The following is a 21,743-nucleotide window of genomic DNA, read 5'->3' as shown; positions in this document are numbered from 1 at the left end:
CGGAGCACCCCTGGAAACTGTGTAGACTTACCGACGTTGCTGACCGCACCATGGTGCGGACGGCGCGCCGCCTTAGCTCAGATGGCCAGAGCAACGCACTCGTAATGCGTAGGTCTCGGGTTCGAATCCCGAAGGCGGCTCTGTGGAAGCCTCAGGACTCACTCGCCGTGACCTGGGGCTTTTGCTTTTATCGGATGCGGCGGCGGCGCTGAGCGCGGGCCGCGCGGCGGGTCCCCAGTCTCAGTTGCGGGTGCGGGTGCGGGTGGCGGGTCTGGCTGATCTGGGTGTGGCGCCAGGATCTCCATGATCGTGGGCATGTCGACCCCGAGTTCGTTGAGGATCGTGCCGGCAGATGATCGCGTGATGGACGTACGTCGCCGTGCACGGCTTCGGGCATCCGCGCTTGCAGTTCTCGTGTGTGGCGCAGTTGGGCGGGCCGGGCTCGAAGCGGTGCATACGGGTCCCGACGGCGTGCGCATCACGGCCTGCCCCAGCTCACGATCGTCTTGCCGGCGGGGCCGAATCCCACGCCGGTGACGTCGGCGCTGTGGCCTTCGAGGGGCTCGCCGATCTGCTGTCGGCTGGTGACGTCCCAGAGTCGGACGGTGTTGTCGCGGCTCGCGGTGGCGAGCAGGGAGCCGTCGGGGCTGAAGGTGAGTGCCTTGATCTGCGCGGTGTGACTGTGGGGGGTCTCGCCGATACGGCGATGTGTGCCGGTGTCCCAGAGCGCAACCGTGTTGTCCTCGGTGTCGGTGGCGATGGTGCGGCCGTCGGGGCTGAATTCGATACGGGGAAGCTTCCACGAAATCCGACCATCTCCGCGCACCCGTGATGAGCGGCCCTCAGATCCACGTGTCCAGCCACATCCGCGCATGCCAGTCCGCGTACGGGATCGTCTGGCCGGTGTAGATCGGGAAGAAGTAGATGAAGTTCCAGGCGATGAGCAGGACGATCACGCCGGCGGCGATCGCGCCCCGGGTGCGGCGGCTCTCCGTGGCGCCCGGTGGGCCCAGGAGTGCGGCCAGTGTCATCGTGACGGCCAGGCACAGGTAGGGGACGAGGACGACGGCGTAGAAGGCGAAGATCGTGCGGTCCTGGTAGAGGAACCAGGGGAGGTATCCGGCGGCCACCGCGCAGAGGATCGCGCCGGCCCGCCAGTCGCGGCGCAGGGCCCAGCGGTAGAGCAGGTACAGGAGCGCGGCGCAGGCCGTCCACCACAGGGCCGGGGTGCCGAGGGCGAGGATCGCCTGGGAGCAGTCCGTGGAGGTGTGGCAGCCGTTCGTGCCGGGTTTCGGGGACTCGTAGTGGAACAGCACCGGGCGGCCCAGGACCAGCCAACTCCACGGGTTCGACTCGTACTTGTGGAAGGAGTCCAGGCCGACGTTGAACTGGTAGACCCCGTACTCGTAGTGCCACAGGCCGCGCAGCGGGGCCGGGATCCAGGACCAGGTGCCGCCGCGGCCGTCCGCCCAGTGCCGGTCGTAGCCGTCGGAGGAGCGGAACCAGCCGGTCCAGGTGGCCAGGTAGGTCACGGCGGCCACCGGGATCAGGGACAGCAGCGACCAGCCGAGGTCCTTGCGCAGGACGGCTCGGTAGGGGTGGTGGGCCCCGGCCATCCGGCGGGCGCCCACGTCCCAGAGCAGGGTCAGGACGACGAAGAAGGCCAGGAAGTACAGGCCGTTCCACTTGGCCGAGGACGCCAGGCCCAGGCAGACGCCCGCCGCCAGACGCCAGGGGCGCGGGCCGGTGCCCGCGCGGGCGGCGATGACGGCGTCCGGGCGGGTGCGGCCGTCCGGCTCGGGAGGCGGTAGGGCAAAGGCGAGCCGGGCGCGTGCCCGGTCCCGGTCGATCAGCAGACAGCCGAACGCCGCCAGGGCGAAGAACATGACGACCAGGTCGAGCAGCGCGGTGCGGCTCATGACGTAGTGCAGGCCGTCCACCGCCATCAGCGCGCCCGCCAGACAGCCCAGGGCCGTCGAACGGAACAGACGGCGGCCTATGCGGCACAGCATCAGCACCGACAGTGTGCCGAGGACCGCCGTCATGAAGCGCCAGCCGAACGGGTCGAGGCCGAACAGCCACTCGCCGAGGGCGATCACCCACTTGCCCGCGGGCGGATGCGCGACGAACACCCCGGGGTCGGAGAGCGGGATCACCTGCGGGTCCGCCAGGACCTGCGGGTCGGCGATCTTGCGGTCCGGCCAGGTCCCTTCGTACCCGAGGCGCAGCAGCGACCAGGCGTCCTTGGCGTAGTACGTCTCGTCGAAGACCAGCGTGTGCGGGCTGCCCAGGCGCCAGAAGCGCAGCACCCCGGCCAGGGCCGCCACCAGCAGCGGGCCGGCCCAGCCCGACCAGGGGGTGAGCGGCCGAGGGAAGGGGGCGACCAGACGGTCGCGCAGGGACGGCGTACGCGGGCGGGGCAGCCGGCCGAAGCGGCGCAGGCGCTGTTCCCAGGCGGTCGACGGTGGCCGGTCCGGCCGCGAGGCCGGCTGTTCCGCCACGGCTGCTGCCGCCGCCGCGGTCTCGTCGATCACGTGGTGGGCTTCGCGGTCGTGGTGAGGCCGTACGGCAGCGGCTCCCCCTGGGTGGTGGAGGCGGGGAGCGCCGTCGCCGTCGCCGGTGCCGGAAGCAGCGGGGCCGAGGTCGCGGGGCGCGGCCGGGGGGTGGTGGGGCTGTCCTGGGTGAGGGAGTTCGGCAGGGTCATCAGTACGGCACCGAGTGCGGCGATCGTCAGCGCCGAACCGGTGGCCATCCAGGCCCGCCGGGTCCGCTGCCGGGCGCGGACACCGGCGTACAGGCGTCGGCGGTGCCGTTCCTCGTACGACGACGCACGTCGACCCTGGTCACAGCCGAGGTCGTAGCTGTCACGCAGCATGCGCGCTAGCTCCTGCTCGAAGTGGTCCATGGCTCCTTCTCCACCCGTCCTTCGCCCGTCTCGGTCATCAGCCGACGCAACCGTCCGACTCCCCGTGCCGTGAGCGAGCGTGCGGTGCCCACCGGGCAGCCCAGCACCTCCGCCACCTGCCCCTCGGGCAGGTCCTGGTAGTAGCGCAGCACCACCGCGGCCCGTTGACGTGCCGGAAGTTGCGCCAACAGGGCCTCCAGGCGGGTCCGTTCGTCCACGGCGGCGGTCTCGTCCGCCGCTTCGGGCGGCTCGGGCAGCCGGTCGAGGCGGTCCATGGGCTGCTCGCCCCACCAGCGGCGCCGGGCCGAGCGGGCCGCGGCGCGGACCAGGATCTTGCGCACATACGCCTCCGGCGCCTGGTCGGCCACCCTCGGCCACGCGAACCACAGCTTGACCAGCGCCTCCTGCAACAGGTCCTCGGCCCGGTGCCGGTCCCCGGCGGTGAGCAGCCGGGCCAGGTGCAGCAGCGTCGGCCACCGGTCCGCCACGAACCGGTCGAACGCGTCGGACCGCCCCTGCCTCGTCAACGTCGCCCCTCCCTCACACCCTTTAATTAAGGACGTCGGGTCGGCTCGGCTATGCACTCCCAAGGTGTGGCATGGGTCACATTGGAGGGGTGAAGGGGGAAGGGGGCCGGGCGACCGGCCGTGCGGGGCCGGGCCCCGGAAAACGGACGAGGACCCCGGTCGTTCACCTCCGACGACCGGGGTCCTGTCACATCCCCGGATCCGGCCGCGACAGCGACACTCCCCCGAGTAACGCGTACGACGCGCGCACCCTCGGGCCAGATCCGATGAAGTGATCACATCAGGCGTCGCCAACGGATCGCTAACATGTGGCCAACGGCGGGATTTCGCCAGGTACAGCGCATGGGAAGGCAGTGGGTCGGTGTGAAGCGGTGCGAGTTGCGCTTCGGACTCCTCGGTCCGCCGGTCCTGTACGACGCCGAGGGTCACGCAGACGGCGGTGGCAGCAGCGGTGGTGACGGCAGCGGTGGTGACGGCGACAGCCCGGTCGCCCGCGTCGTCGGCAGCCCCAAAGTGCGCGTACTCCTCGCCGCCCTGCTGCTGGAAGCCGGCCGTACCGTCTCCGTCGACGCGCTCAAGGACGCCCTGTGGGGCGGAGCGCCGCCCGCCTCCGCACAGGCCTCGCTGCACAACCACGTCACCCGGCTGCGCCGCCTGCTCGACGACCCCGACCGGCTGCGCGCCGTGCCCCCCGGCTATCTCCTCCGCGTCGAGCAGGGCGAACTGGACGTCCATGTCTTCGAGTCCCTGACCGTCGAGGCCCGTGCCGCCCACGCGGGGCGGGACTGGGAGCGCACGGCACGCGCCTGCACCGCGGCGCTCGCCCTGTGGCGCGGCACCCCGCTCACCGGGCTGCCCGCCGAACTCGGCGGCTACGCCTTCGTACAACGGCTGGGAGAGGCCCGGCTGCTGCTCCTGGAGTGGCGCTACGACGCCGACCTCGCCGTCGGCGGCGCCCGACTGGAGGCCGTCGTACCGGAGTTGACCGCCCTCGCCGCCGAACACCCGCTGCGCGAGACCTTCCACCGCCAGTTGATGCTGGCCCTGCACCGTACCGGCCGCCAGGCGGAGGCCCTCGCCGTCCACCGCGACCTGCGCGTGCGCCTCATCGAGGAACTCGGCGTGGAGCCGGGTGCGGGGGTGCGGGAGGCGCATGCCGAGGTGCTGCGGGGGGTGCCGGACGGGCCGGAGCGGCCGACGGGGCCGGCGGGTGCTGGTACGAGCACGGGCGCGGGGGGCGGGGTGCCGGCCGACGACGCCACCGACCCCTCTGGCACAGCCGCAGGCGCCCCGTCCCCCGAGCCCGCTCCCACCCCCGCACCGCCCCCCGCCCCACCACCCCGTCCCGCCCAGCTACCGCCGCCTCCACCCCACTTCACCGGCCGCGCCGCCCACCTCCGCGACCTGCGCCACACCCTCTCCACCGCCTCCGCCGACCACCCCACCCCCGTCGCGGTCCTCAGCGGCATGGCCGGTGTCGGCAAGAGCGCGCTCGCCCTTCACCTGGCGCACGACCTGCGGGACCGTTTCCCGGACGGGCAGTTGTACGTCAACCTGCACGGCGCGACCCCCGGCATGACCCCCCTCACCTCGGCCCAGGCCCTCACCGCGCTGCTCCGTGACCTCGGTGCCGACTCCCGGTCCATCCCCGAACACCCGGACGCGGCGGCCGCGTTGCTGCGCTCGATGCTCGCGCCGACCCGCACGCTGATGGTGCTGGACGACGCCGAGAACGCCGCTCAGGTACGGCAGTTGCTGCCGGCCGGCCCCGGTTGCGCGGTGATCGTCACCAGCCGCTCCCCGCTGGCCGCCCTCGACGGCGCCCGCCGCTTCCCGCTCGAACCGCTGTCGGCGGAGGAGAGCGCGGCGCTGTTGCGGGCGGCCTCGGGCCGCGGCCCCGGTTCCGGCCCGCATGACGGCGACGGTGACGACGACGGTGACGACGGCGACCGTATCGACGCCACCCACCCCCTCGTCGAACTCACCGGCCGCCTCCCCCTCGCCCTGCGGATCGTCGCCGCCCGGCTGGCCGCCCGCCGGGCGCTCACCCCGGACGTGCTCGCCGACCAACTGGCCGCCACGGAGAGCAGGTTGCAGCGGCTGGAGTACGACGACCTGTCCGTACGCCGTTCGCTGGCCGTCGCCCACGACGCGCTCGCCGCCTCGGGCCGCCGCTCCGACCGCGACGCCGCTCTCGCGCTGCGCCGCCTGGGCGCGCTGCATCTGCCCACCTACGGCGCCCCGCTCATCGCCCGCCTCCTCGGCACCGACACGGACCGCGCCGAGGAGGCGCTGGACCGGCTCGTCGACGTGGCGCTGCTGGAGGAGACGGCGTACGGCCGCTACGCCCCGCACGACCTGGTCCGTGACTTCGCCCGGGAACTCGCCGAGAGCGGACGGGCCGTGGACGTCGCCCGCACCGGTGTGCGCTGGTACACGGCCGTCGCCGAACGCGTCCTCACCGCGACCGTCGTACCCGGCTTCGACCAGGGGGACCGCCGCCGCCCGACCCCGACGCAGCCGCCCGAGCACACCGCGCACGTGGCGTCCGTACCGCCCTTCGCCTCGGCGGAGGAGGCCTTCGCGTGGAGCACCGCGGAACTGGACAACATCGTCGCGCTCGCCGAGCGGTACGCCGACGCCTCCGACCAGCGCACCGCCGCCCATGTCTCCGCCCTGCTGCGGCTTCTCTTCCCCTGTCTCCAACGCGGCGGTCGCGTCGCCGAGATGGAGGTGCTGGGGCAGGTCGCGCTCCAGCTGGCCCGGCGTCTGGGCGACGAGGTCGCCGAGGCGTACGCGCTGAGCGACCTGGCCGGCATGCACTTCCTGGCCGGCCGTCACGGCGACTCCCTCGACACCAACGACCAGGCCCTCAGGCTCTGGCAGCGGCTCGGCGTGGTCTCCCGGGTCCGGCGCTGCCTCGGCAACAAGGGTCTGCTGCTGGAGAGCCTCGGCCGCTACGCGGAGTCCGAGCAGGCGCTCCTCGCCTGCCTGGAGCTCTCGCCGCAGCTGGACGACCCCTGGGGCGACGCGGTGGCGTACGGCCATCTCGGCAACCTGTACGAGCACACCGACCCCCGGGCCGCCATCGAGCACCACCGGCGCTCCCTCGCGATCGCGAGCGACATCGGCAACGTCATCGTCGCCCACTCCGCGCACTGCAACATCGGCTACGCCTACCTCACCCTGGGCGAACCGGCGGCGGCCGTACCGCACTTCGAGGAGAGCCTCGGCATGCTCGGCGGTCACAGCGACTGGCACGGGGAGTCCCAGTCCCGGCTCGGGCTGCTGCGCGCCCTGCGGCTGCTGGGCCGGGCGGAGCGGGCCGAGAGCGAGTACGCCGAGCTGCTGCGCCGCGCGGACGCCCGGGCGGACGGCTACACGGGCGGGCTGGCCCGTCATCAGTACGGGCTGCTGCTGTGGGAGCTGGGGCGGACCGGGGAGGCGCGCGAGCAGTGGCGCCTCGCGCTGGCCGCGCTGGACGGCACGGACAAGAAGGAAGTCCTGGCCGAGCTCAGGGATCTGCTCGACCGCTGACCGCACCGGACGAGCGGGTACGTGCGGGCTACTTGGCGTCCGCGTAGCACTCCACCACCGACGTGGTGAACGGGAACCGCACCGGCGTCTCCCCGAACGTCAGCCGGGCGGCCAGCGCCGCCGCGTCCCGGATGGCGGCGACGACCTGCTCGGCCTCCTCCTCGGGGCAGTGCACGATCACCTCGTCGTGCTGGAAGAAGACCAGTTCGGCCGCCATGTCCGCGCAGCTCCGCCGCAGTGCCGCGAGCAGCAGCAGGGTCCAGTCGGCGGCGCTGCCCTGGACGACGAAGTTACGGGCGAACCGGCCGCGGGCGCGGGCGGTGCCGGAGGCGTGGCCCGTCACCCAGCCCTGGTCCGCGGGTCCGTCCTGCGGGATGCCGGCCTCCTCGGCGGCGTCGTCGCCCGAGCCGGCCACGGGTGGGCAGGTGCGGCCCAGCCAGGTCCGTACGAGCCGCCCCTCCTCGCCCGCGCGGGCCGCCTCGTCGACGTACGCCACCGCCTTGGGGAAGCGGCGGCGCAGCGCGGCGAGGTTCTTGAGGCCGTCCCCGGAGGTCTGGCCGTACACGGCGCCCAGCACGGCGAGTTTGGCCTGGTCGCGGTCGCCGGAGAAGGCGCGGTCGGAGACGGACTGGTAGAGGTCGGTCTCGCGGCCGGCCACCTCCATCAGCCCGGGGTCGCGCGAGATGGCGGCCAGGACGCGCGGTTCCATCTGGTCGGCGTCGGCGACGACCAGCCGCCAGCCGGGGTCGGCGACGACGGCACGGCGTATCACCTTGGGGATCTGGAGGGCGCCGCCGCCGTTGGTGACCCAGCGGCCGGTGACGGTTCCATGGCAGAGGAACTCGGGCCGGAAGCGCCCTTCCCGCACCCAGTCCTGGAGCCAGGACCAGCCGTGGGCGACCCAGATCCGGTACAGCTTCTTGTACTCGATCAAGGGCTTCACGGCCGGATGGTCGACGGTCTCCAGCTCCCAGCGACGGGTCGAGGCGACCTTGATGCCGGCCTGCGCGAAGGCCTTGACCACATCGGCGGGCAGATCGGGCCGGACCCGGCGCCCGAACGCGGCGGACACCTCGTCGGCCAGCTCGGCGAGCCGGCGCGGCTCCCCGCCACCGGCGTACCGCTCACCGAGCAGCTCGTGCAGCACCGCCCGATGCACGTCGGCGCTCCACGGCAGTCCCGCGCGGTTCATCTCTGCGGCCACCAGCATTCCGGCCGACTCGGCGGTGATCAGCAGCCGCATCCGGTCCGGGTGCGCGGTGGCGTCCTGGCGGCGCAGCTGGTCGGCGTAGACCTCCAGGAGGTGGGTCAGGGGGAGGCGGACGGCCTGGGGCTCGAAGAGGGAGGACTGGGAGCCGGGTTCGGCGGAGCGCAGCGGGGGATCGGGCGGTACGGGCCCGCCGCGCAGCCGGGCGAGCGCGGCGGCGGCCGACCGGGGCTCCCCGTATCTCCCGGCGTGGCCGAGGAGCAGTGTCTCGGCGTCCTCGATGTCGTAGCACCGCTCCACGCGCACCCCCGCGGCGAGCAGCCGCGGATACACCTCGGCGGTGGACCGCCACACCCACCGCGTGACCTCCGGCCGCCCCCGCACGGCCGCCGCGAGATCCGCCTCCCGCACCACCGCCCCGACGGGCAGCCCGTCCCCGCCGAGGGCGGCGAGCTCCACACCACCACCCTCGGCCGGGGCGAGTGCCCAGCGATCGGTCATGGTTGCGAGTGTCGCAGGGGGGTCTGACAACGGGCCTGATCAGGACGCCGCGCCGCTGCCCTTCGCGGTGAACTCCGACAGCGCCGCCGCGATGTTCGCCTCCGTCGCCTCCTTGGTGACGCCGAGGGCGGACAGGAGGCCCTGGCCGTTCTCGAACTCCAGGAGGGCCAGCAGCAGGTGTTCGGTGCCTACGTAGTTGTGGCCCAGGCGCAGGGCCTCGCGGAAGGTGAGTTCGAGGACCTTCTTGGCGTCGGAGCCGTAGGGCACCAGCTCCGGGGCGTCCTCGACGGCCGGCGGGAGCGCGGCGGTCGCGGCCTGGCGGACGGTATCGAGCAGGACGTCCTGCGCGACGATCGCCTTCGCGGCCAGCCCCTCCGGTTCCGCCAGCAGGCCGAGGAGCAGGTGCTCGGGCCGGCCCTCGGCGTTGCGGGCGGCGACGGCCTCGTTGTGGGAGGCCATCACCACGTTGCGGGCCCGTGGCGTGTAGCGGCTGAAGTCCTGGTTCGCCCCGAGGTCGCCGCCCTCCTTGGGCACGAACCGCTTCTGTGCCGCCTGCCGGGTCACTCCCATGCTCTTGCCGATGTCCGTCCAGGAGGCCCCCGAGCGGCGGGCCTGGTCCACGAAGTGGCCGATCAGATGGTCGGCCACGTCGCCGAGGTGATCGGCGGCGATCACCGCGTCCTCCAGCTGTTCGAGGGGCTGCGCGTGGACCTTCTTGATGGCCGCGATGAGGTCGTCGAGGCGTACGGATGACGTGATGTTGGGGTTCGTCGTCATGTGTCAACCGTAGGTTGACAGTCCGGCACTGTCAACCCGCCGTTGACACCCCTCGGCTACTTCGGCGCCGACGCCACCAACCGCACCGCCAGCCCCGTGAACACCGTCCCGCTGAAGATGTTGAGCCCCCGCGCCACCCGCCGGCTGCGCCGCAGCAGCGCCGACAGCTTCCCGGAGAGCAGCCCGATCGAACCGTCCACCGCGAAGCCCATCACCGTGATCGAGAGCCCGAGAACCAGGAACTGCTCCCACATGTGGCCCTTCTCGGGCGCCACGAACTGGGGCAGGAACGCCACGTTGAAGAGGATCACCTTGGGGTTGAGCAGATTGGTGACCGCGCCCTGCCAGAACGCCCGCCGCATCCCCGCCCCGGCCGCCGCCCCCTCGCCGGGCACCGAACGGTCCCGGAACGCCTTCACCGCGAGATACAGCAGATACGCCGCGCCCGCCCAGCGCAGCACGTGGTACAGCGTCGGCAGGGCCAGGAACAGCGCCGACAGACCGAGCGCCGCGGCGAGCGTGTGCACGAACATCGCGCAGGCCACCCCGAACGCCGCCATCACCCCCGCCGCGGGGCCGCCCCGGCCGCCCATCGCCACGATGAACATCATGTCGGGACCCGGAGTCACACAGAGCGCGAAGGCGGCCACGAGAAAGGCCGCGTAGAGAGACATGTCCACCATGCGGCCATGCTCGGAGCCACCCCGGGCGGCGGCACCCGATTTTCAGGGAGTGAGACGATCGCCCCGTGACCAGCAGCAGCGCCGGCAGCAGTGCCTCCAGCCCCGTCGACCGCGCCTTCGAGGCCGCCCTCTACACGGACGCCGACTCCGCCCTCGACACGGCCGCCTCCCTCCTCGCCGCCGATCCGGACGCCGACCCCGAACTCGAACGCCGGGGACGGGAGTTCGTCGCGGCGGCCTGGCGCCGTGGCTGGCAGCCCGCCGACGTCGTACGGCTGGTGCGGCGCGAGCTGGACGACGTACACGTACGACTCGTGTCGGCGCTGATCCGTGCGCAGGCGCCCGACGACCGGTCGCGCGGTCCCCGCTGGCGGGCTCAGCTCGAAGAGCTGACGACCGATCTGTCGTCGCAGGACCGTTTCGCCCGCGCCACCTCGGTCCTGGAGCTGTACCGGCTGCTGCTGCGACTGCCCAGCCTCGAACCCCTGGACGAGCCCGTCAGCCGGCATTCCTCCGCCGAGCCCCGCATGCTCACCCGGATCCGCGCGCTGCTCGCCAAGGCGGAGGCGACGGGCTACCCGGACGAGGCCGAGGCGCTCACCGCCAAGGCGCAGGAGCTGATGGCCCGGCACAGTGTCGACGAGGCGCTCCTGGACGCGCAGGCGCCCACGCACGACTCCCCGGGCGCCTGCCGGATCGGGGTCGAGCCGCCGTACGAGCAGGCCAAGGCGGTGCTGCTGGACGCGGTGGCGACCGCGAACCACTGCCGCGCGGTCTGGAGCGAAGCGTTCGCCTTCTCCACGGTGGTCGGCTTCGGCCCCGACCTCGACGCCGTGGAGCTGCTCTACACCTCGCTCCTGGTGCAGGCCACGTCCGCGATGACGAAGGCGGAGGCCGCCCAGCGGGCCGGTGGCCGCAAGCGCACCAAGACCTTCCGGCAGTCCTTCCTCGCGGCCTACGCCCACCGCGTCGGCGACCGGCTGCGCGCCGCCGCCGAGAACCAGGTCGGCGACGACCTGCTCCCGGTCCTCGCCACCCGCGAGGTCGCCGTCACCGACCGCCTGGACCGCATGTTCCCGCAGACCACCACCACCCGCCTGCGTGGTGTCAGCGACGAGGCGGGCTGGCTGGAGGGTTCGGACGCGGCGGACCGGGCGCAGGTGAAGTCCCGCAAGCCCCTGCGCTGAGCGGGGTCACTCGCTGGACTCCATGAACCCGGACACGGCGGCGTCCGGGGTCTCGCCGTCCTTCTTCAAAGCGACATCGCCGTACGACCACTTGAAGGCGTACGTCTTGGTGGACCCCGGCAGGGTGAAGTCCGCGCTCGTCACGGCGAGGCTGCCGTCGCCGCCCTTCTCGCCCCGGACATAGGTGAGGGTGAAGGAGATCGCGGCGCCCTTGGCGAGGGTCGTCTTCCTGGCGGTGGCGGCGGGGTCGGACTCCACGCTCGCCGTGGTGCCGCCGGCGATGAGGTCCATGCCGGGCAGACCGTCCAGCGTGCACTTGGCGCCGCTCTTGTTGGTGAGCGTCACGGGCACGTTGCCGGTGTCGCCGGCGGCCGGGGCGGCGTTGGCGGGGCCGACCCGCACGCCCATCTCGCCGATCGCGCAGGCGCCGCCGGCCTTGGCGGAGGCGCCGGTGGCCTCGCCGCCGTCGTCGTCGGAACAGGCGGTCAGCAGGAAGGCCGCGGCGAGGGTGGCGGCGGCGAGGGGGAGGGCGCGCATGGGGGTCCTTGGATGCTCCGGGCGGCGTGCTGCCGCTGAGTCGCGTGCAAGGATCATCACGCACGAGCCCGGGGAGCGGTTGCCCGCCCCCGCCGATCCCCGGTTCTGTTCAGCCGAGGCTCGCCGTCGGCAGCCCCGACGGCAGCTGCCCGCCCTCCGCCTTGGTGTACGTCTCCGCGCCGAGGCCGCCCTCCCACGTCACCTTGAGGGTGGTCTTGTCGACCGAGTCGACCATCCCGGTCGCCCGGCCCTTGCTGCCGTCCGTGCACTTGAGGTGGATCATCTGCATCCCGGACTCCTCGCCCGCGGTCCCGCTGCACACCGTCCCGCCGGTCGCGAACAGCCCGGCCTCGGTGCCGTTGACCATCAGGACGACGGCCTTGCCCTTGGCGGTGGTGAGCCAGCTGCCCGCGAGGTCACCGGAGGCGGAGGCGGACGAGGAGGCCGAACCGCCGGCCGAACCGTCGGCGGAGGCGGTCGCGCTCGGCGTCGAGCCGTCGGAGTCCGAGCCGTCGTCCGAACTGCACGCGCCCAGCGCGAGGACACCCGCGAGAGCCATGGCCGCGGCAGCCGAGGTGCGCGAGAAGTTCACCGAAGCCGATGTCATGGAAGCTCCCTGGCGGATTACGGGCGAGGCTACGACCGCAGCAAGCTACCAGGAGGACTTACGGACCCCCGGAAGGTACCCGGCGTGCGCCTGCTCCCGCAGACTCACCCGGGACAGGCCGAAGGCCCGGAAGTAACCGCGCGGCCGGCCGTCCACCTGGTCGCGGTTGCGCACCCGGGTGGCGCTGGCGTCGCGCGGCTGCCTGGCCAACTCCCGCCGGGCGTCCTGCCGTTCGGCTTCCGTGGACGACGGCCGCCGGATGATCTCCTTCAGCTCGGCGCGCCGCTGCGCGTACCGGGCGACGATCTGCTGTCGCTGCTCGTTCTTCGCGATCTTGCTCTTCTTGGCCATCAGATCCTCACTCCCCGGGCGCGGATGCGGGCCACGGCCGCCTCGACGCCGATGGTGTCGACGGTCTTGATCCCCTTCGTGCTCAGCCGCAGCCGCACGTACCGGCTCTCGCTCGGCAGCCAGTAGCGCTTGGACTGGATGTTGGGGTCGAAGCGGCGTGAAGTGCGCCGGTGGGAGTGGGAGATGCGGTTGCCGAAGCCGGGCCGGGCGCCGGTCAGCATGCAGTGGGCGGACATGGGTGACGCACCTCTCTCGAAGCCGTTGTGTAAATGGAATTCATTTTCAGTAAGATACACGGCATGGCTCGCAACGAACTCCGCCCCGTCATCAAGCTCCGGTCCACGGCCGGGACCGGCTTCACCTACGTCACCCGCAAGAACCGCCGCAGCGACCCGGACCGGATGACCCTGCGCAAGTACGACCCGCTCGCCGGCCGCCACGTCGACTTCCGAGAGGAGCGCTGACCACCGCCATGCGCAACGGAATCCACCCGCCCTACGGACCGGTCGTCTTCCGTGACCGGGCCGCGAACCACGCCTTCCTCACCCGGTCGACGATGACGAGCGAGAAGACGATCGAGTGGGAGGACGGGCACACCTACCCGGTCGTGGACGTCGAGATCTCGAACGTCAGCCACCCCTTCTACACCGGCACCGCGCGCGTCCTGGACACCGCCGGCCGCGTGGAGCGCTTCGAGCGCCGGTACGGCCGGCCGGGGGAGCGCGGCTGATGCTCTCGGTCGTGATCGTCGGCGGGCTGCACGCCGACGCCCGTAAGGCGGCCGTCGCGCGGCTCCTCGCCGACGTGCCCGGCAGCGTCGTACTCCACCACGACCTGGCGACGGCGGCGGCGGGCACGGTGGTCCGCACCGTGCGCGACGCCTCAGGTCTGCTCTCCGCCGCCGAGACACCCCTGGTCAACGACTGCGCGTGCTGTGCGCTGAGGGAAGACCTGGTGCCCGAGCTGCGCCGCCTGGCGGCGGACGGGCCGGCCCGGCTCGCCGTGGTCGAACTGTGGGACTCCGTCGAGCCCAAGGCCATGGCGGAGGTGGTGACCGCCGGCGGCCTCACCGTCACCGGCGTCATCACCGCCGTCGATCCCGCACTGGTCCTGCCCTACCTCGGCAACGGCGACGACCTCGCCGAACGCGGCCTCGCCGCGGCCGCCACCGACCAACGCACGATCGCCGACACCTTCGCCCGCCAACTGGAGTACGCCCCGATCCTCGCCGTGACCACCTCGGAGGAGGCCGACGCCGAGGACCACGAACTCCTGTCCCAACTCCACCCGACGGCCCACCAGATCCCGATCGACACCGGCGACTTGACGGGGGAGGCCTTCCCGTGGACGCGGGGCGGCGTGCCGGGCGAACCGTCCGCTTCGGCGCGGGGCGGGATGCCGGGCGAGCCGTCCCGTCTGCCGCAGGACGCCTTGCCGGGCGAGCCGTCCTCTTCGGGGGCGGGCTTCCTGCCGGGCGGGTCAGCCCCTCCGGGGGCGGGCTCCGTGCCAGGTGGACCAGTCCCTGCGGGGGCGGGCTCCGTGCCGGGCGAGCCGTCCCCTTCGGCACAGAGCTCTAGTGCGGGCGGGCCGATCCCTCCGGTGCGGCCCCCGGAGCCGGCCCCGGCAGGTCACGCCACCCCCGCCCGTGTCCCCGACTCGCACGCGCGCCCCCTCTCGCCCCTGGCCCGCGCTGCCCTCGCCGGGTTCGATGTCGAGGCCGCTGCCGCGGCTCAGCATCCCGCCTGTGCGCTGTTGCCCGCCGAGGCCGATGCTCATGGGGTCTCCACCCTCGTATGGCACCGGGAGCGGCCCTTTCATCCGGAGCGGCTCTATGAGGCACTGGAGGACATCACCTGTGCCGCCGCCCGCAGCCGGGGTCGGTTCTGGCTCGCGGACCGGCCGGACACCTTGCTGCACTGGGACGCGGCCGGGGGCGCGCTCTGCGTGGAGAGTGTCGGGCCCTGGCTCGCCTCCCTCCCCGACGCCGCCTGGGACATGGTCCCGCCGGTGCGTCGCGCCGCCGCCGCGCTGGACTGGCACCCCGAGCACGGCGACTGCTGCCAGCACCTCGTCTTCACCTCCCCCGCCCTCGACCGCGACGGACTCGAACGGCTGCTGGAGTCCTGCCTGTTGACCGACGCCGAGTACGCCGCGGGCCGCGCCGCCTGGAAGCGGTTGCCGCCCGCCTTCGACACCCTCCTGGAGGTCTGACCCGCATGCCCCGCAAGCCCGAGCGCAAGCCCGCCAAGAACCGGCCCAATCCGCTGGACGCGGCCGAAGTGACGTACATCGACTACAAGGACACCGACCTGCTGCGGAAGTTCATCTCCGACCGCGGCAAGATCCGCAGCCGTCGCGTCACCCGGGTCACCGCCCAGCAGCAGCGACAGCTGGCCCGGGCCATCAAGAACGCCCGGGAGATGGCGCTGCTGCCGTACTCCAGCGCCAGGTGAGCGGCTATAGGTAGGTGATTCCCTACGTTTGACGCGTAGGGAATCACCTACCTATTGTGTTCTGTATGACCATCACCCACGCCTCCTTCGTCACCCTCCCCGTCGCCGACCAGGACCGCGCCCTGCGCTTCTACACCGAGGTCCTCGGCATGAACGTCACCGCCGACCTCGACCTGCCCCAGGGGCGGTGGCTCCAGGTGGCGCCCGCCGGGGCGCAGACCGTGTTCACGCTCTCCGGTCCGGGGATGGGCGGTTTCGAGCCCGGCGAGGCACGGGGGATCATGTTGGTGACGACCGACGTCGACGCCGACTGCGCGCGGCTCGTCGAGGCGGGCGTCCGCGTGCAGGGTCCCGACGAGCTCCCCTGGGGCCGGATGGCCTCGTTCGCGGATCCCGACGGCAACGGTCTGATGCTGCTGACGGAAGCGCGCCACTAGCGGCTCCACCACCAGCAGCGCCACCACTAGAAGCGCCGCCACCAGAGGCGCACCGCGAGGAGGGCCGGCATGACCGCAGCCGGGGTCCGTGAAGAGGCCGCGGCGGACCGGGTGTTCGCCGCGCTCGCCAACGCCACCCGCCGCGAGGTGCTGCGACTCCTGCGCGACGGCGGCCCCCAGCCCGTCCAGGCCCTCGCCGCCCACTTCGACATGGCCCGCCCGAGCCTCTCCGAGCACCTCAAGGTGCTCCGCGACGCCGGCCTCGTCGCCGAGCAGCGCTCCGGCCGGCAGCGCATCTACCGCCTGGAGGCGGCCCCGCTCGCCGAGGTGCAGGACTGGCTCCACCCGTACGAGCGGTTCTGGCGCGGCCGGCTGAGGGAGCTCGGCGAACTGCTGGACCGTATGCCCGACGATGGCGCCTCATGAGCACCGCACCCGAAGGCGACGACGACCTCACCGTCATCCGCGTCGACCAGTTCTTCCCGCACCCGCCCGCCAAGGTCTGGCGCGCCCTCACCGAGCCCGAACTGCTCGCGCAGTGGCAGATGCGAGGGGCCGAGGCGTTCCGTCTTGAGGTCGGTCACCGGTACACGATGACCTCCGTCCCACGGCCCAACACCACCTTCTCCGGCACGGTCGACGTGGAGGTTCTCGCCTATGAGCCGGAGCGGATGCTGAGCGTCCGCTGGACCGACGCCGATCCCGCCAACTCCGCCGACTGGACCATCACGTGGAAGGTGGAACAGGAAGGGCGTGGAACGCGTCTCTTTCTAGTACACGAGGGATTCGACCCCGACGACCCCGCGCAGCTGATGGCCCGGACGATCATGGACGGGGGCTGGAGGTCGCATGTGATGCGGGCTCTGGGGGACGCGCTGGAACGGATGTAGCACCGCGTACGTCACATCTGTAACCACGGGAACACCCCGCGTGCACGTGCATCTGCTCATGCATCTGCACGTGAACAGAGCTATGATCCGGACCAGTTGACCATTGCATCAATGGCCCCAAGGCCACCGCACCACCGGGGAGCGACCTGTGGACCACGACGTGTACAACGGCATGGACGTGTACAACGGCATGGCGGCCACGGATCTGAGCGGGGTGGCCTGGCAGAAGAGCCGGCACAGCAACTCGCAGGGTTCTTGTGTCGAGTTCGCGCGGCTGCCCGACGGCGGCGTGGCCATGCGTAACTCGCGTTTCCCGGACGGTCCGGCGCTCGTCTACACCCGCGCGGAGATCGAGGCGATGCTCCTCGGGGTGAAGGACGGCGAGTTCGACCACCTGATAGCCGGGTGAGGTCGCGCGGGACCCCGGTCAGCCCGGGGTGACCGGCTCCCTACGGGCGGTGACGCGCGTAGATGCGCGGCACCGAAAAACGCCGCGGGGTCTCACTCGGCGGATTCCCGCGGCTGGAGCAGGAACAGGGCCCAGACGACCTTGCCGTTGAGGGTGCCGGCGAGCGGATGCCAGCCCCAGCTGTCGGCGAAGGAGTCGACGAGGAACAGGCCCCGGCCGGACTCCGCCGAGAAGTCGTCCGAATCGCGCGCCACCGGGCTGTCGTGGCTGGGATCGCGCACCGCGCACACCAGCCGGTCCGTCCAGCGCATCAGATGCAGCCGCACCGGCGGGACCTGATCGAGAGCGCGGCCGTTGCTCGTCGGCAGTCCGTGCCGCAGGGCGTTGGTGACCAGTTCGGAGACCACGAGACAGACGTCGTCGAAACGGTCACCGATGTCCCACTGGTCGAGTGTTCTGCGGGTGAACTGCCGTGCCTCGCGCACCGCTTCGTAGCGGGCGGGCAGAGCGCAGGAGGCGGCGTTGGACACGGCCGTGGGATCCAGCGGCGGAAGGCCCTGCCGTAACGGCTCGAGCATGGTCGATCCATTCATCCCCATGCGAGGCACTCCCGGGAACTCGCGGTCGTTGCGATGCAGCGGTTGCGCGGGACCATGGTTTCGGATGTGTGGTGCAGATGCAAGGTGCAGATGCACGTGCACGTGACCGAATTGGACGCTCCCGTACCGCTTGTTGGGCATTTTTTCCGCCAACTTCCTTCTCTCTCTTGCCTTCTCCTCGCTCCCTCCTGTGTGGAATCTTTGGCTTCTTTCCATCTCTGTAATCGGACGAGTACAGCTCGAAGTGTTTTAGTGGCAGACTTCGGCCCCTGGAAGACGGTTGGGGAGGCTGGCGAACGTGAGCGCGGGAGAGCCGGGATCGGTGGTGCGGCGCATGCTGCTCGGATCACAACTCAGGCGACTGCGTGAGGCGCGGGGGATCACGCGCGAGGCCGCGGGCTACTCCATCCGGGCCTCCGAGTCGAAGATCAGCCGGATGGAGTTGGGCCGGGTGAGCTTCAAGACCAGGGACGTCGAGGACCTCCTGACGTTGTACGGCATCACGGACGAGGCCGAGCGCATGTCACTGCTCTCCCTCGCCCGCGAGGCCAACGTGGCGGGCTGGTGGCACAGTTACTCCGACGTCCTGCCGAGCTGGTTCCCCACCTATGTGGGTCTGGAGGGCGCCGCCTCCCTCATCCGCGCGTACGAGGTGCAGTTCGTGCACGGGCTGCTCCAGACCGAGGCGTATGCACGTGCGGTCGTCCGGCGCGGTATGAAGGGCGCGAGCGAGGCCGACGTCGAGCGGCGGGTGGCGCTGCGCCTGGAGCGGCAGAAGTACCTCGTCGCCGAGAAGGCCCCCGACTTCCACATCGTCCTCGACGAGGCCGCCCTGCGCCGCCCCTACGGCGACCGCGAGGTGATGCGGGGCCAGCTCCAGCACCTCATCGAGATCTCCGAGCGCCCCAACGTCCGGCTCCAGATCATGCCGTTCAGCTTCGGCGGCCACTCGGGCGAGAGCGGCGCGTTCACGATCCTGAGCTTCTCGGAGTCCGATCTCACCGACGTCGTCTATCTGGAGCAGCTCACCAGCGCCCTCTATCTGGACAAGCGCGAGGACGTCGCCCAGTACGAGAGCGCCCTCAAGGAGCTCCAGCAGGACAGTCCGGGGCCGGACGAGAGCCGGGACCTGCTGCGGGGTCTGCTCCAGCTCTCCTGAAGTCGCCCGGCACCCCCGAGGGTTCTCCCCATAACTTAGCTCTCTGTCCCCAACTCGCTTGTGCCGCAAGTACGATGACGTGTGATCAGACCGTGATGTTGGTCGCGCGCCCACAAGCGACCGTGTCCGCTAGTGATTTGGGGATCACATGTCGTCGTACTTCACCGACCTGGCCCAGCAGTACATCGACGGTGAGTGGCGCCCGGGCACCGGCTCCTGGGACATCATCGACTTCAACCCGTACGACGGCGAGAAGCTGGCGTCGATCACGATAGCCACGGTCGACGAGGTCGACGAGGCCTACAAGTCGGCCGCCCGCGCCCAGAAGGAATGGGCCGGCACCAACCCGTACGCCCGCCGGGCGGTCTTCGAGAAGGCCCTGCGCCTCATCGAGGAGCGGGAGCAGGAGATCACCGAGGTGATCATCGCCGAGCTCGGCGGCACGTACCTCAAGGCCGGCTTCGAACTCCACCTCGCCAAGGAGTTCCTGCGCGAGGCGATCCACCTCTCCCTGCGCCCCGAGGGCCGGATCATCCCCTCGCCGATCGACGGCAAGGAGAACCGCGTCTACCGCGTACCGGTCGGCGTCGTCGGTGTGATCAGCCCCTTCAACTTCCCCTTCCTGCTCTCCCTCAAGTCGGTCGCCCCGGCGCTCGCGCTCGGCAACGGCGTGGTGCTGAAGCCGCACCAGAACACCCCGATCACCGGTGGCTCCCTGGTCGCGAAGATCTTCGAGGACGCGGGCCTGCCCAAGGGCCTGCTGAACGTCGTCATCACCGACATCGCGGAGATCGGCGACGCCTTCCTGGAGCACCCGATCCCGAAGGTCATCTCCTTCACCGGCTCCGACAAGGTCGGCCGCCATGTCGCGACCGTCTGCGCCTCGCAGTTCAAGCGCTCGGTCCTCGAACTCGGCGGCAACAGCGCCATCGTGGTCCTCGACGACGCCGACATCGACTACGCGGTCGACGCCGCGGTCTTCAGCCGGTACGTCCACCAGGGCCAGGTCTGCATGGCCGCCAACCGCGTCCTGGTCGACCGCTCGATAGCCGACGAGTTCACCGAGAAGTTCGTCGCCAAGGTCAAGTCCCTCAAGGTCGGCGACCCGCGCGACCCGCAGACCGTCATCGGCCCGGTCATCAACTCCTCCCAGGCGGACGCCGTCTCGGGCACCGTCGAGCAGGCGCTCGCCGAGGGCGCGACGGCCCTGCTGCGCGGCGAGACGAGGGACAACCTGGTCTCCCCGTCGGTCCTCACCGACCTCCCCGCCGACTCCGCCCTGCTCCAGCAGGAGGTCTTCGGCCCGGTCGCCTTCCTCATCCCGGTCGACGGCGAGGAGGAGGCCGTCCGCGTCGTCAACGACACCCCGTACGGCCTCAGCGGCGCCGTCCACACCGGCAACATCGAGCGCGGCGTGAACTTCGCCAAGCAGATCGACACCGGCATGTTCCATGTCAACGACGGCACCGTCCACGACGAGCCGATCGTCCCCTTCGGCGGCGAGAAGAGCTCGGGCATCGGCCGCCTCAACGGCGAGACGATGCTGGACGCCTTCACCACCCTGAAGTGGATCTCGGTCCAGCACGGCCGGAGCGGCTTCCCGTTCTAGACGGTTCCCGCGCGGCGGGCCCTTGCGGACAGAACCTGACCGCAAGGGCCCGTAGCTTCGTCGGTGTCAGGGAGAACCAGCTGATTCCGATGAAAGGCGGCCGCTCATGGTCACCCACGTTCCCGCGGAAGCGCACGGCGACGAGCGCGGAGCGCTGCTCGGCTATCTGGCCGCGGAGCGCGGCGCCGTCCGGCGCTCGCTGCTCGGGCTGACGGACGAGCAGGCGGCGTCCCGCCCCAGCGCCAGCGACCTGTCCCTCGCGGGGCTGCTGAAGCACGTGGTCGAGGTCGAGCAGGGCTGGGTCGCCCGGGCCAAGGGCGAGCCGCCGGCCGTGCAGCGGACCGAGGCGAACTGGCACGAGTGCTTCGCCCTGGTCGACGGCGAGACGGTCGAGTCGCAGCTGGCGTACGCGGAGAAGGTCGCCGCCGAGACGGAGGCGTACGTCCGCTCGGTCCCGAGCCTCGACGACACCTTCCCGCTCCCGAACGACCCCTGGTTCCCGCCGGACAGCCGGGTCTCCGTGCGCTGGATGCTGCTCAACCTGATCCGCGAGCTGTCCCGGCACGCGGGCCACGCGGACGTCATCCGGGAGTCCCTGGACGGCAGGTCGGCCTGGGACCTGGTGGCCCTCGACCAGGGTGGGGAGGGCGCGGCCTAGTCTGGACCGCATGTCAGCGATCCGTCTCCTCGTGCTCGGCGCGGTGCGCCAGCACGGGCGGGCCCACGGTTACCAGGTGCGCAACGACCTGGAGTACTGGGGCGCGCACGAGTGGTCCAACGCCAAGCCCGGCTCGATCTACCACGCGCTCAAGCAGATGGCCAAGCAAGGGCTCCTGCGCGCGCACGAGATCGCACCGTCCACGGCCGGTGGCCCGCCCCGCACGGAGTACGAGATCACCGACGCGGGCACCGAGGAGTTCCTGCGGCTGCTGCGCGAGGCGCTGACCTCCTACGACCAGAAGATGGACGTGAAGTCGGCGGCCATCGGCTTCATGGTCGACCTCCCGCGCGCCGAGGCGGTGTCCCTCTTGAAGGAACGCATCCGGCGCATCGAGGAGTGGCGCGGGGCCGTCACGGAGCACTACATCCCCGAGGACGGCCCCGGGCAGCTCGGTCACATCGGCGAGATCATGAACCTCTGGGTCCACACGGCCGACGGTGAACTCGCCTGGATCCAGGGCCTGATCGGGCGCGTCGAGGACGGGGCGTACGTCTTCGCGGGGGAGGGCGAGCCGTTCGTCGGGGTCCTCACCGAGGGCGAGGAGAACCCGTACGCGACGGGGGAGCGGCATCCGGAGGATGCTGACTGATCAAGTTTGACCAATGGACTTCGCGGGGTTACCTTCGATCAGGTAGTCAACTTTGACT

26 protein-coding genes, 1 tRNA gene and 1 pseudogene are annotated in these 21,743 nt (G+C 71.4%); 15 read left to right on the top strand and 13 right to left on the bottom strand.

All coding sequences use genetic code 11. From position 1 onward, the window contains the following. Positions 1 to 66 precede the first annotated feature (66 nt). Positions 67 to 140: transfer RNA gene (locus OG866_RS19765), tRNA-Thr, on the top strand. 47 nt (positions 141 to 187) lie between these two features. On the opposite strand, the pseudogene OG866_RS45245 reads toward OG866_RS19765, so the two are convergent. The 5 genes and pseudogenes from OG866_RS45245 to OG866_RS19745 form a co-directional block, all read right to left on the bottom strand. Next, positions 188 to 359: pseudogene (locus OG866_RS45245) on the bottom strand (tyrosine-type recombinase/integrase); the annotation flags it as partial. Between the two features lie 119 nt (positions 360 to 478). Then, positions 479 to 826, bottom strand: a complete 348-nt coding sequence (locus OG866_RS19760) for a WD40 repeat domain-containing protein (RefSeq protein ID WP_329336456.1) — start codon at positions 824 to 826, stop codon at positions 479 to 481. Between the two features lie 16 nt (positions 827 to 842). Continuing rightward, entirely contained in the window at positions 843 to 2,501 is a 1,659-nt protein-coding gene (locus tag OG866_RS19755) for a dolichyl-phosphate-mannose--protein mannosyltransferase (protein ID WP_329344198.1), read from the bottom strand. A gap of 29 nt (positions 2,502 to 2,530) precedes the next feature. Then, entirely contained in the window at positions 2,531 to 2,905 is a 375-nt protein-coding gene (locus OG866_RS19750; RefSeq protein ID WP_329336454.1) for a hypothetical protein, read from the bottom strand. Beyond that, the gene (locus OG866_RS19745; RefSeq protein WP_329336452.1) at positions 2,881 to 3,432 is read right to left on the bottom strand and encodes a SigE family RNA polymerase sigma factor; all 552 of its coding nucleotides are present in this window, start codon (positions 3,430 to 3,432) and stop codon (positions 2,881 to 2,883) included. Before OG866_RS19745 ends, OG866_RS19750 begins: the two co-directional genes overlap by 25 nt. A gap of 342 nt (positions 3,433 to 3,774) precedes the next feature. On the opposite strand from OG866_RS19745, the gene OG866_RS19740 reads away from it, so the two are divergent. Beyond that, positions 3,775 to 6,969, top strand: coding sequence for an AfsR/SARP family transcriptional regulator (locus OG866_RS19740; protein WP_329336450.1), 3,195 nt, complete (start codon positions 3,775 to 3,777; stop codon positions 6,967 to 6,969). A 28-nt stretch (positions 6,970 to 6,997) separates the two neighbouring features. Here OG866_RS19740 and OG866_RS19735 read toward each other — a convergent pair whose 3' ends face one another. Genes OG866_RS19735 through OG866_RS19725 form a run of 3 tightly spaced genes read right to left on the bottom strand, consistent with a single transcriptional unit; the run spans position 6,998 to position 10,137 of the window. Continuing rightward, a complete protein-coding gene (locus tag OG866_RS19735) occupies positions 6,998 to 8,677 on the bottom strand; it encodes a bifunctional 3'-5' exonuclease/DNA polymerase (RefSeq protein WP_329336448.1) in 1,680 nt (559 codons plus the stop codon). A 39-nt stretch (positions 8,678 to 8,716) separates the two neighbouring features. Then, positions 8,717 to 9,454, bottom strand: a complete 738-nt coding sequence (locus OG866_RS19730) for a Clp protease N-terminal domain-containing protein (RefSeq protein ID WP_329336446.1) — start codon at positions 9,452 to 9,454, stop codon at positions 8,717 to 8,719. 56 nt (positions 9,455 to 9,510) lie between these two features. Next, the gene (locus OG866_RS19725) at positions 9,511 to 10,137 is read right to left on the bottom strand and encodes a LysE family translocator (RefSeq protein WP_329336444.1); all 627 of its coding nucleotides are present in this window, start codon (positions 10,135 to 10,137) and stop codon (positions 9,511 to 9,513) included. Positions 10,138 to 10,202: 65 nt separating this feature from the next. Between OG866_RS19725 and OG866_RS19720 the strand changes: the two genes are divergently transcribed. Then, positions 10,203 to 11,324 (top strand): DUF2786 domain-containing protein, encoded by a 1,122-nt coding sequence (locus OG866_RS19720; RefSeq protein ID WP_329336442.1) that lies wholly within the window; start codon positions 10,203 to 10,205, stop codon positions 11,322 to 11,324. Between the two features lie 6 nt (positions 11,325 to 11,330). Here OG866_RS19720 and OG866_RS19715 read toward each other — a convergent pair whose 3' ends face one another. The 4 genes from OG866_RS19715 to rpmB all read right to left on the bottom strand — a co-directional run bounded on the left by OG866_RS19715 (position 11,331) and on the right by rpmB (position 13,055). Continuing rightward, positions 11,331 to 11,861 (bottom strand): DUF4232 domain-containing protein, encoded by a 531-nt coding sequence (locus OG866_RS19715; RefSeq protein WP_329336440.1) that lies wholly within the window; start codon positions 11,859 to 11,861, stop codon positions 11,331 to 11,333. A gap of 109 nt (positions 11,862 to 11,970) precedes the next feature. Further along, positions 11,971 to 12,468, bottom strand: a complete 498-nt coding sequence (locus tag OG866_RS19710) for a hypothetical protein (protein WP_329336438.1) — start codon at positions 12,466 to 12,468, stop codon at positions 11,971 to 11,973. Positions 12,469 to 12,513: 45 nt separating this feature from the next. Next, positions 12,514 to 12,819 (bottom strand): 30S ribosomal protein S14, encoded by a 306-nt coding sequence (gene rpsN / locus OG866_RS19705; protein WP_329336436.1) that lies wholly within the window; start codon positions 12,817 to 12,819, stop codon positions 12,514 to 12,516. Continuing rightward, positions 12,819 to 13,055, bottom strand: coding sequence for a 50S ribosomal protein L28 (rpmB, locus tag OG866_RS19700; protein ID WP_329336435.1), 237 nt, complete (start codon positions 13,053 to 13,055; stop codon positions 12,819 to 12,821). Before rpmB ends, rpsN begins: the two co-directional genes overlap by 1 nt. Before the next feature lie 63 nt (positions 13,056 to 13,118). Between rpmB and rpmG the strand changes: the two genes are divergently transcribed. From rpmG to OG866_RS19660, 8 genes are all read left to right on the top strand, one after another. Continuing rightward, positions 13,119 to 13,283, top strand: a complete 165-nt coding sequence (rpmG, locus tag OG866_RS19695) for a 50S ribosomal protein L33 (RefSeq protein WP_329336434.1) — start codon at positions 13,119 to 13,121, stop codon at positions 13,281 to 13,283. An 8-nt stretch (positions 13,284 to 13,291) separates the two neighbouring features. Further along, entirely contained in the window at positions 13,292 to 13,549 is a 258-nt protein-coding gene (locus OG866_RS19690) for a type B 50S ribosomal protein L31 (protein WP_329336432.1), read from the top strand. Further along, positions 13,549 to 15,030: a GTP-binding protein gene (locus tag OG866_RS19685; protein ID WP_329336429.1), complete on the top strand. Its 1,482-nt coding sequence runs from the start codon at positions 13,549 to 13,551 to the stop codon at positions 15,028 to 15,030. The genes OG866_RS19690 and OG866_RS19685 overlap by 1 nt, the downstream gene beginning before the upstream one ends. Before the next feature lie 5 nt (positions 15,031 to 15,035). Further along, positions 15,036 to 15,272, top strand: coding sequence for a 30S ribosomal protein S18 (gene rpsR / locus OG866_RS19680; protein WP_329336427.1), 237 nt, complete (start codon positions 15,036 to 15,038; stop codon positions 15,270 to 15,272). Positions 15,273 to 15,337: 65 nt separating this feature from the next. Further along, positions 15,338 to 15,709: a VOC family protein gene (locus OG866_RS19675; protein WP_329336426.1), complete on the top strand. Its 372-nt coding sequence runs from the start codon at positions 15,338 to 15,340 to the stop codon at positions 15,707 to 15,709. Between the two features lie 69 nt (positions 15,710 to 15,778). Then, positions 15,779 to 16,135, top strand: a complete 357-nt coding sequence (locus tag OG866_RS19670) for an ArsR/SmtB family transcription factor (protein ID WP_329336424.1) — start codon at positions 15,779 to 15,781, stop codon at positions 16,133 to 16,135. Further along, on the top strand, positions 16,132 to 16,599 hold the full coding sequence (locus OG866_RS19665; RefSeq protein WP_329336422.1) for an SRPBCC family protein: 468 nt from the start codon (positions 16,132 to 16,134) through the stop codon (positions 16,597 to 16,599). The genes OG866_RS19670 and OG866_RS19665 overlap by 4 nt, the downstream gene beginning before the upstream one ends. A 148-nt stretch (positions 16,600 to 16,747) precedes the next feature. Further along, a complete protein-coding gene (locus OG866_RS19660; protein ID WP_059194009.1) occupies positions 16,748 to 17,008 on the top strand; it encodes a DUF397 domain-containing protein in 261 nt (86 codons plus the stop codon). Positions 17,009 to 17,100: 92 nt separating this feature from the next. Here OG866_RS19660 and OG866_RS19655 read toward each other — a convergent pair whose 3' ends face one another. Then, positions 17,101 to 17,586 (bottom strand): ATP-binding protein, encoded by a 486-nt coding sequence (locus OG866_RS19655; protein ID WP_329336420.1) that lies wholly within the window; start codon positions 17,584 to 17,586, stop codon positions 17,101 to 17,103. A 355-nt stretch (positions 17,587 to 17,941) separates the two neighbouring features. On the opposite strand from OG866_RS19655, the gene OG866_RS19650 reads away from it, so the two are divergent. The 4 genes from OG866_RS19650 to OG866_RS19635 all read left to right on the top strand — a co-directional run bounded on the left by OG866_RS19650 (position 17,942) and on the right by OG866_RS19635 (position 21,685). Next, on the top strand, positions 17,942 to 18,766 hold the full coding sequence (locus OG866_RS19650) for a helix-turn-helix domain-containing protein (RefSeq protein WP_329344195.1): 825 nt from the start codon (positions 17,942 to 17,944) through the stop codon (positions 18,764 to 18,766). A gap of 148 nt (positions 18,767 to 18,914) precedes the next feature. Then, positions 18,915 to 20,375: an aldehyde dehydrogenase family protein gene (locus OG866_RS19645; RefSeq protein ID WP_329336419.1), complete on the top strand. Its 1,461-nt coding sequence runs from the start codon at positions 18,915 to 18,917 to the stop codon at positions 20,373 to 20,375. Positions 20,376 to 20,481: 106 nt separating this feature from the next. Continuing rightward, positions 20,482 to 21,033: a DinB family protein gene (locus OG866_RS19640; protein ID WP_329336418.1), complete on the top strand. Its 552-nt coding sequence runs from the start codon at positions 20,482 to 20,484 to the stop codon at positions 21,031 to 21,033. A 10-nt stretch (positions 21,034 to 21,043) separates the two neighbouring features. After that, a complete protein-coding gene (locus tag OG866_RS19635) occupies positions 21,044 to 21,685 on the top strand; it encodes a PadR family transcriptional regulator (protein ID WP_329336416.1) in 642 nt (213 codons plus the stop codon). Positions 21,686 to 21,743 lie beyond the last annotated feature (58 nt).

The organism is Streptomyces sp. NBC_00663, from assembly GCF_036226885.1.
GTDB lineage: Bacteria > Actinomycetota > Actinomycetes > Streptomycetales > Streptomycetaceae > Streptomyces.
The sequence above is the reverse complement of the archived record's forward strand: the minus strand, read 5'-3'. Positions and strand labels throughout refer to the sequence as shown.

Excerpts from the sequence above, each read along its gene's own strand:
- OG866_RS19725 (WP_329336444.1), bottom strand. The coding sequence starts at position 10,137 with ATGGTGGACATGTCTCTCTACGCGGCCTTTCTCGTGGCCGCCTTCGCG.
- OG866_RS19675 (WP_329336426.1), top strand. The coding sequence starts at position 15,338 with ATGACCATCACCCACGCCTCCTTCGTCACCCTCCCCGTCGCCGACCAG.
- OG866_RS19715 (WP_329336440.1), bottom strand. The coding sequence starts at position 11,861 with ATGCGCGCCCTCCCCCTCGCCGCCGCCACCCTCGCCGCGGCCTTCCTG.
- OG866_RS19650 (WP_329344195.1), top strand. The coding sequence starts at position 17,942 with ATGCTGCTCGGATCACAACTCAGGCGACTGCGTGAGGCGCGGGGGATC.
- OG866_RS19690 (WP_329336432.1), top strand. The coding sequence starts at position 13,292 with ATGCGCAACGGAATCCACCCGCCCTACGGACCGGTCGTCTTCCGTGAC.
- OG866_RS19740 (WP_329336450.1), top strand. The coding sequence starts at position 3,775 with ATGGGAAGGCAGTGGGTCGGTGTGAAGCGGTGCGAGTTGCGCTTCGGA.
- OG866_RS19710 (WP_329336438.1), bottom strand. The coding sequence starts at position 12,468 with ATGACATCGGCTTCGGTGAACTTCTCGCGCACCTCGGCTGCCGCGGCC.
- OG866_RS19735 (WP_329336448.1), bottom strand. The coding sequence starts at position 8,677 with ATGACCGATCGCTGGGCACTCGCCCCGGCCGAGGGTGGTGGTGTGGAG.
- rpmG (WP_329336434.1), top strand. The coding sequence starts at position 13,119 with ATGGCTCGCAACGAACTCCGCCCCGTCATCAAGCTCCGGTCCACGGCC.
- OG866_RS19635 (WP_329336416.1), top strand. The coding sequence starts at position 21,044 with ATGTCAGCGATCCGTCTCCTCGTGCTCGGCGCGGTGCGCCAGCACGGG.
- OG866_RS19645 (WP_329336419.1), top strand. The coding sequence starts at position 18,915 with ATGTCGTCGTACTTCACCGACCTGGCCCAGCAGTACATCGACGGTGAG.
- rpmB (WP_329336435.1), bottom strand. The coding sequence starts at position 13,055 with ATGTCCGCCCACTGCATGCTGACCGGCGCCCGGCCCGGCTTCGGCAAC.
- OG866_RS19665 (WP_329336422.1), top strand. The coding sequence starts at position 16,132 with ATGAGCACCGCACCCGAAGGCGACGACGACCTCACCGTCATCCGCGTC.
- OG866_RS19750 (WP_329336454.1), bottom strand. The coding sequence starts at position 2,905 with ATGGACCACTTCGAGCAGGAGCTAGCGCGCATGCTGCGTGACAGCTAC.
- OG866_RS19730 (WP_329336446.1), bottom strand. The coding sequence starts at position 9,454 with ATGACGACGAACCCCAACATCACGTCATCCGTACGCCTCGACGACCTC.
- OG866_RS19685 (WP_329336429.1), top strand. The coding sequence starts at position 13,549 with ATGCTCTCGGTCGTGATCGTCGGCGGGCTGCACGCCGACGCCCGTAAG.
- rpsN (WP_329336436.1), bottom strand. The coding sequence starts at position 12,819 with ATGGCCAAGAAGAGCAAGATCGCGAAGAACGAGCAGCGACAGCAGATC.
- rpsR (WP_329336427.1), top strand. The coding sequence starts at position 15,036 with ATGCCCCGCAAGCCCGAGCGCAAGCCCGCCAAGAACCGGCCCAATCCG.
- OG866_RS19640 (WP_329336418.1), top strand. The coding sequence starts at position 20,482 with ATGGTCACCCACGTTCCCGCGGAAGCGCACGGCGACGAGCGCGGAGCG.
- OG866_RS19670 (WP_329336424.1), top strand. The coding sequence starts at position 15,779 with ATGACCGCAGCCGGGGTCCGTGAAGAGGCCGCGGCGGACCGGGTGTTC.
- OG866_RS19655 (WP_329336420.1), bottom strand. The coding sequence starts at position 17,586 with ATGCTCGAGCCGTTACGGCAGGGCCTTCCGCCGCTGGATCCCACGGCC.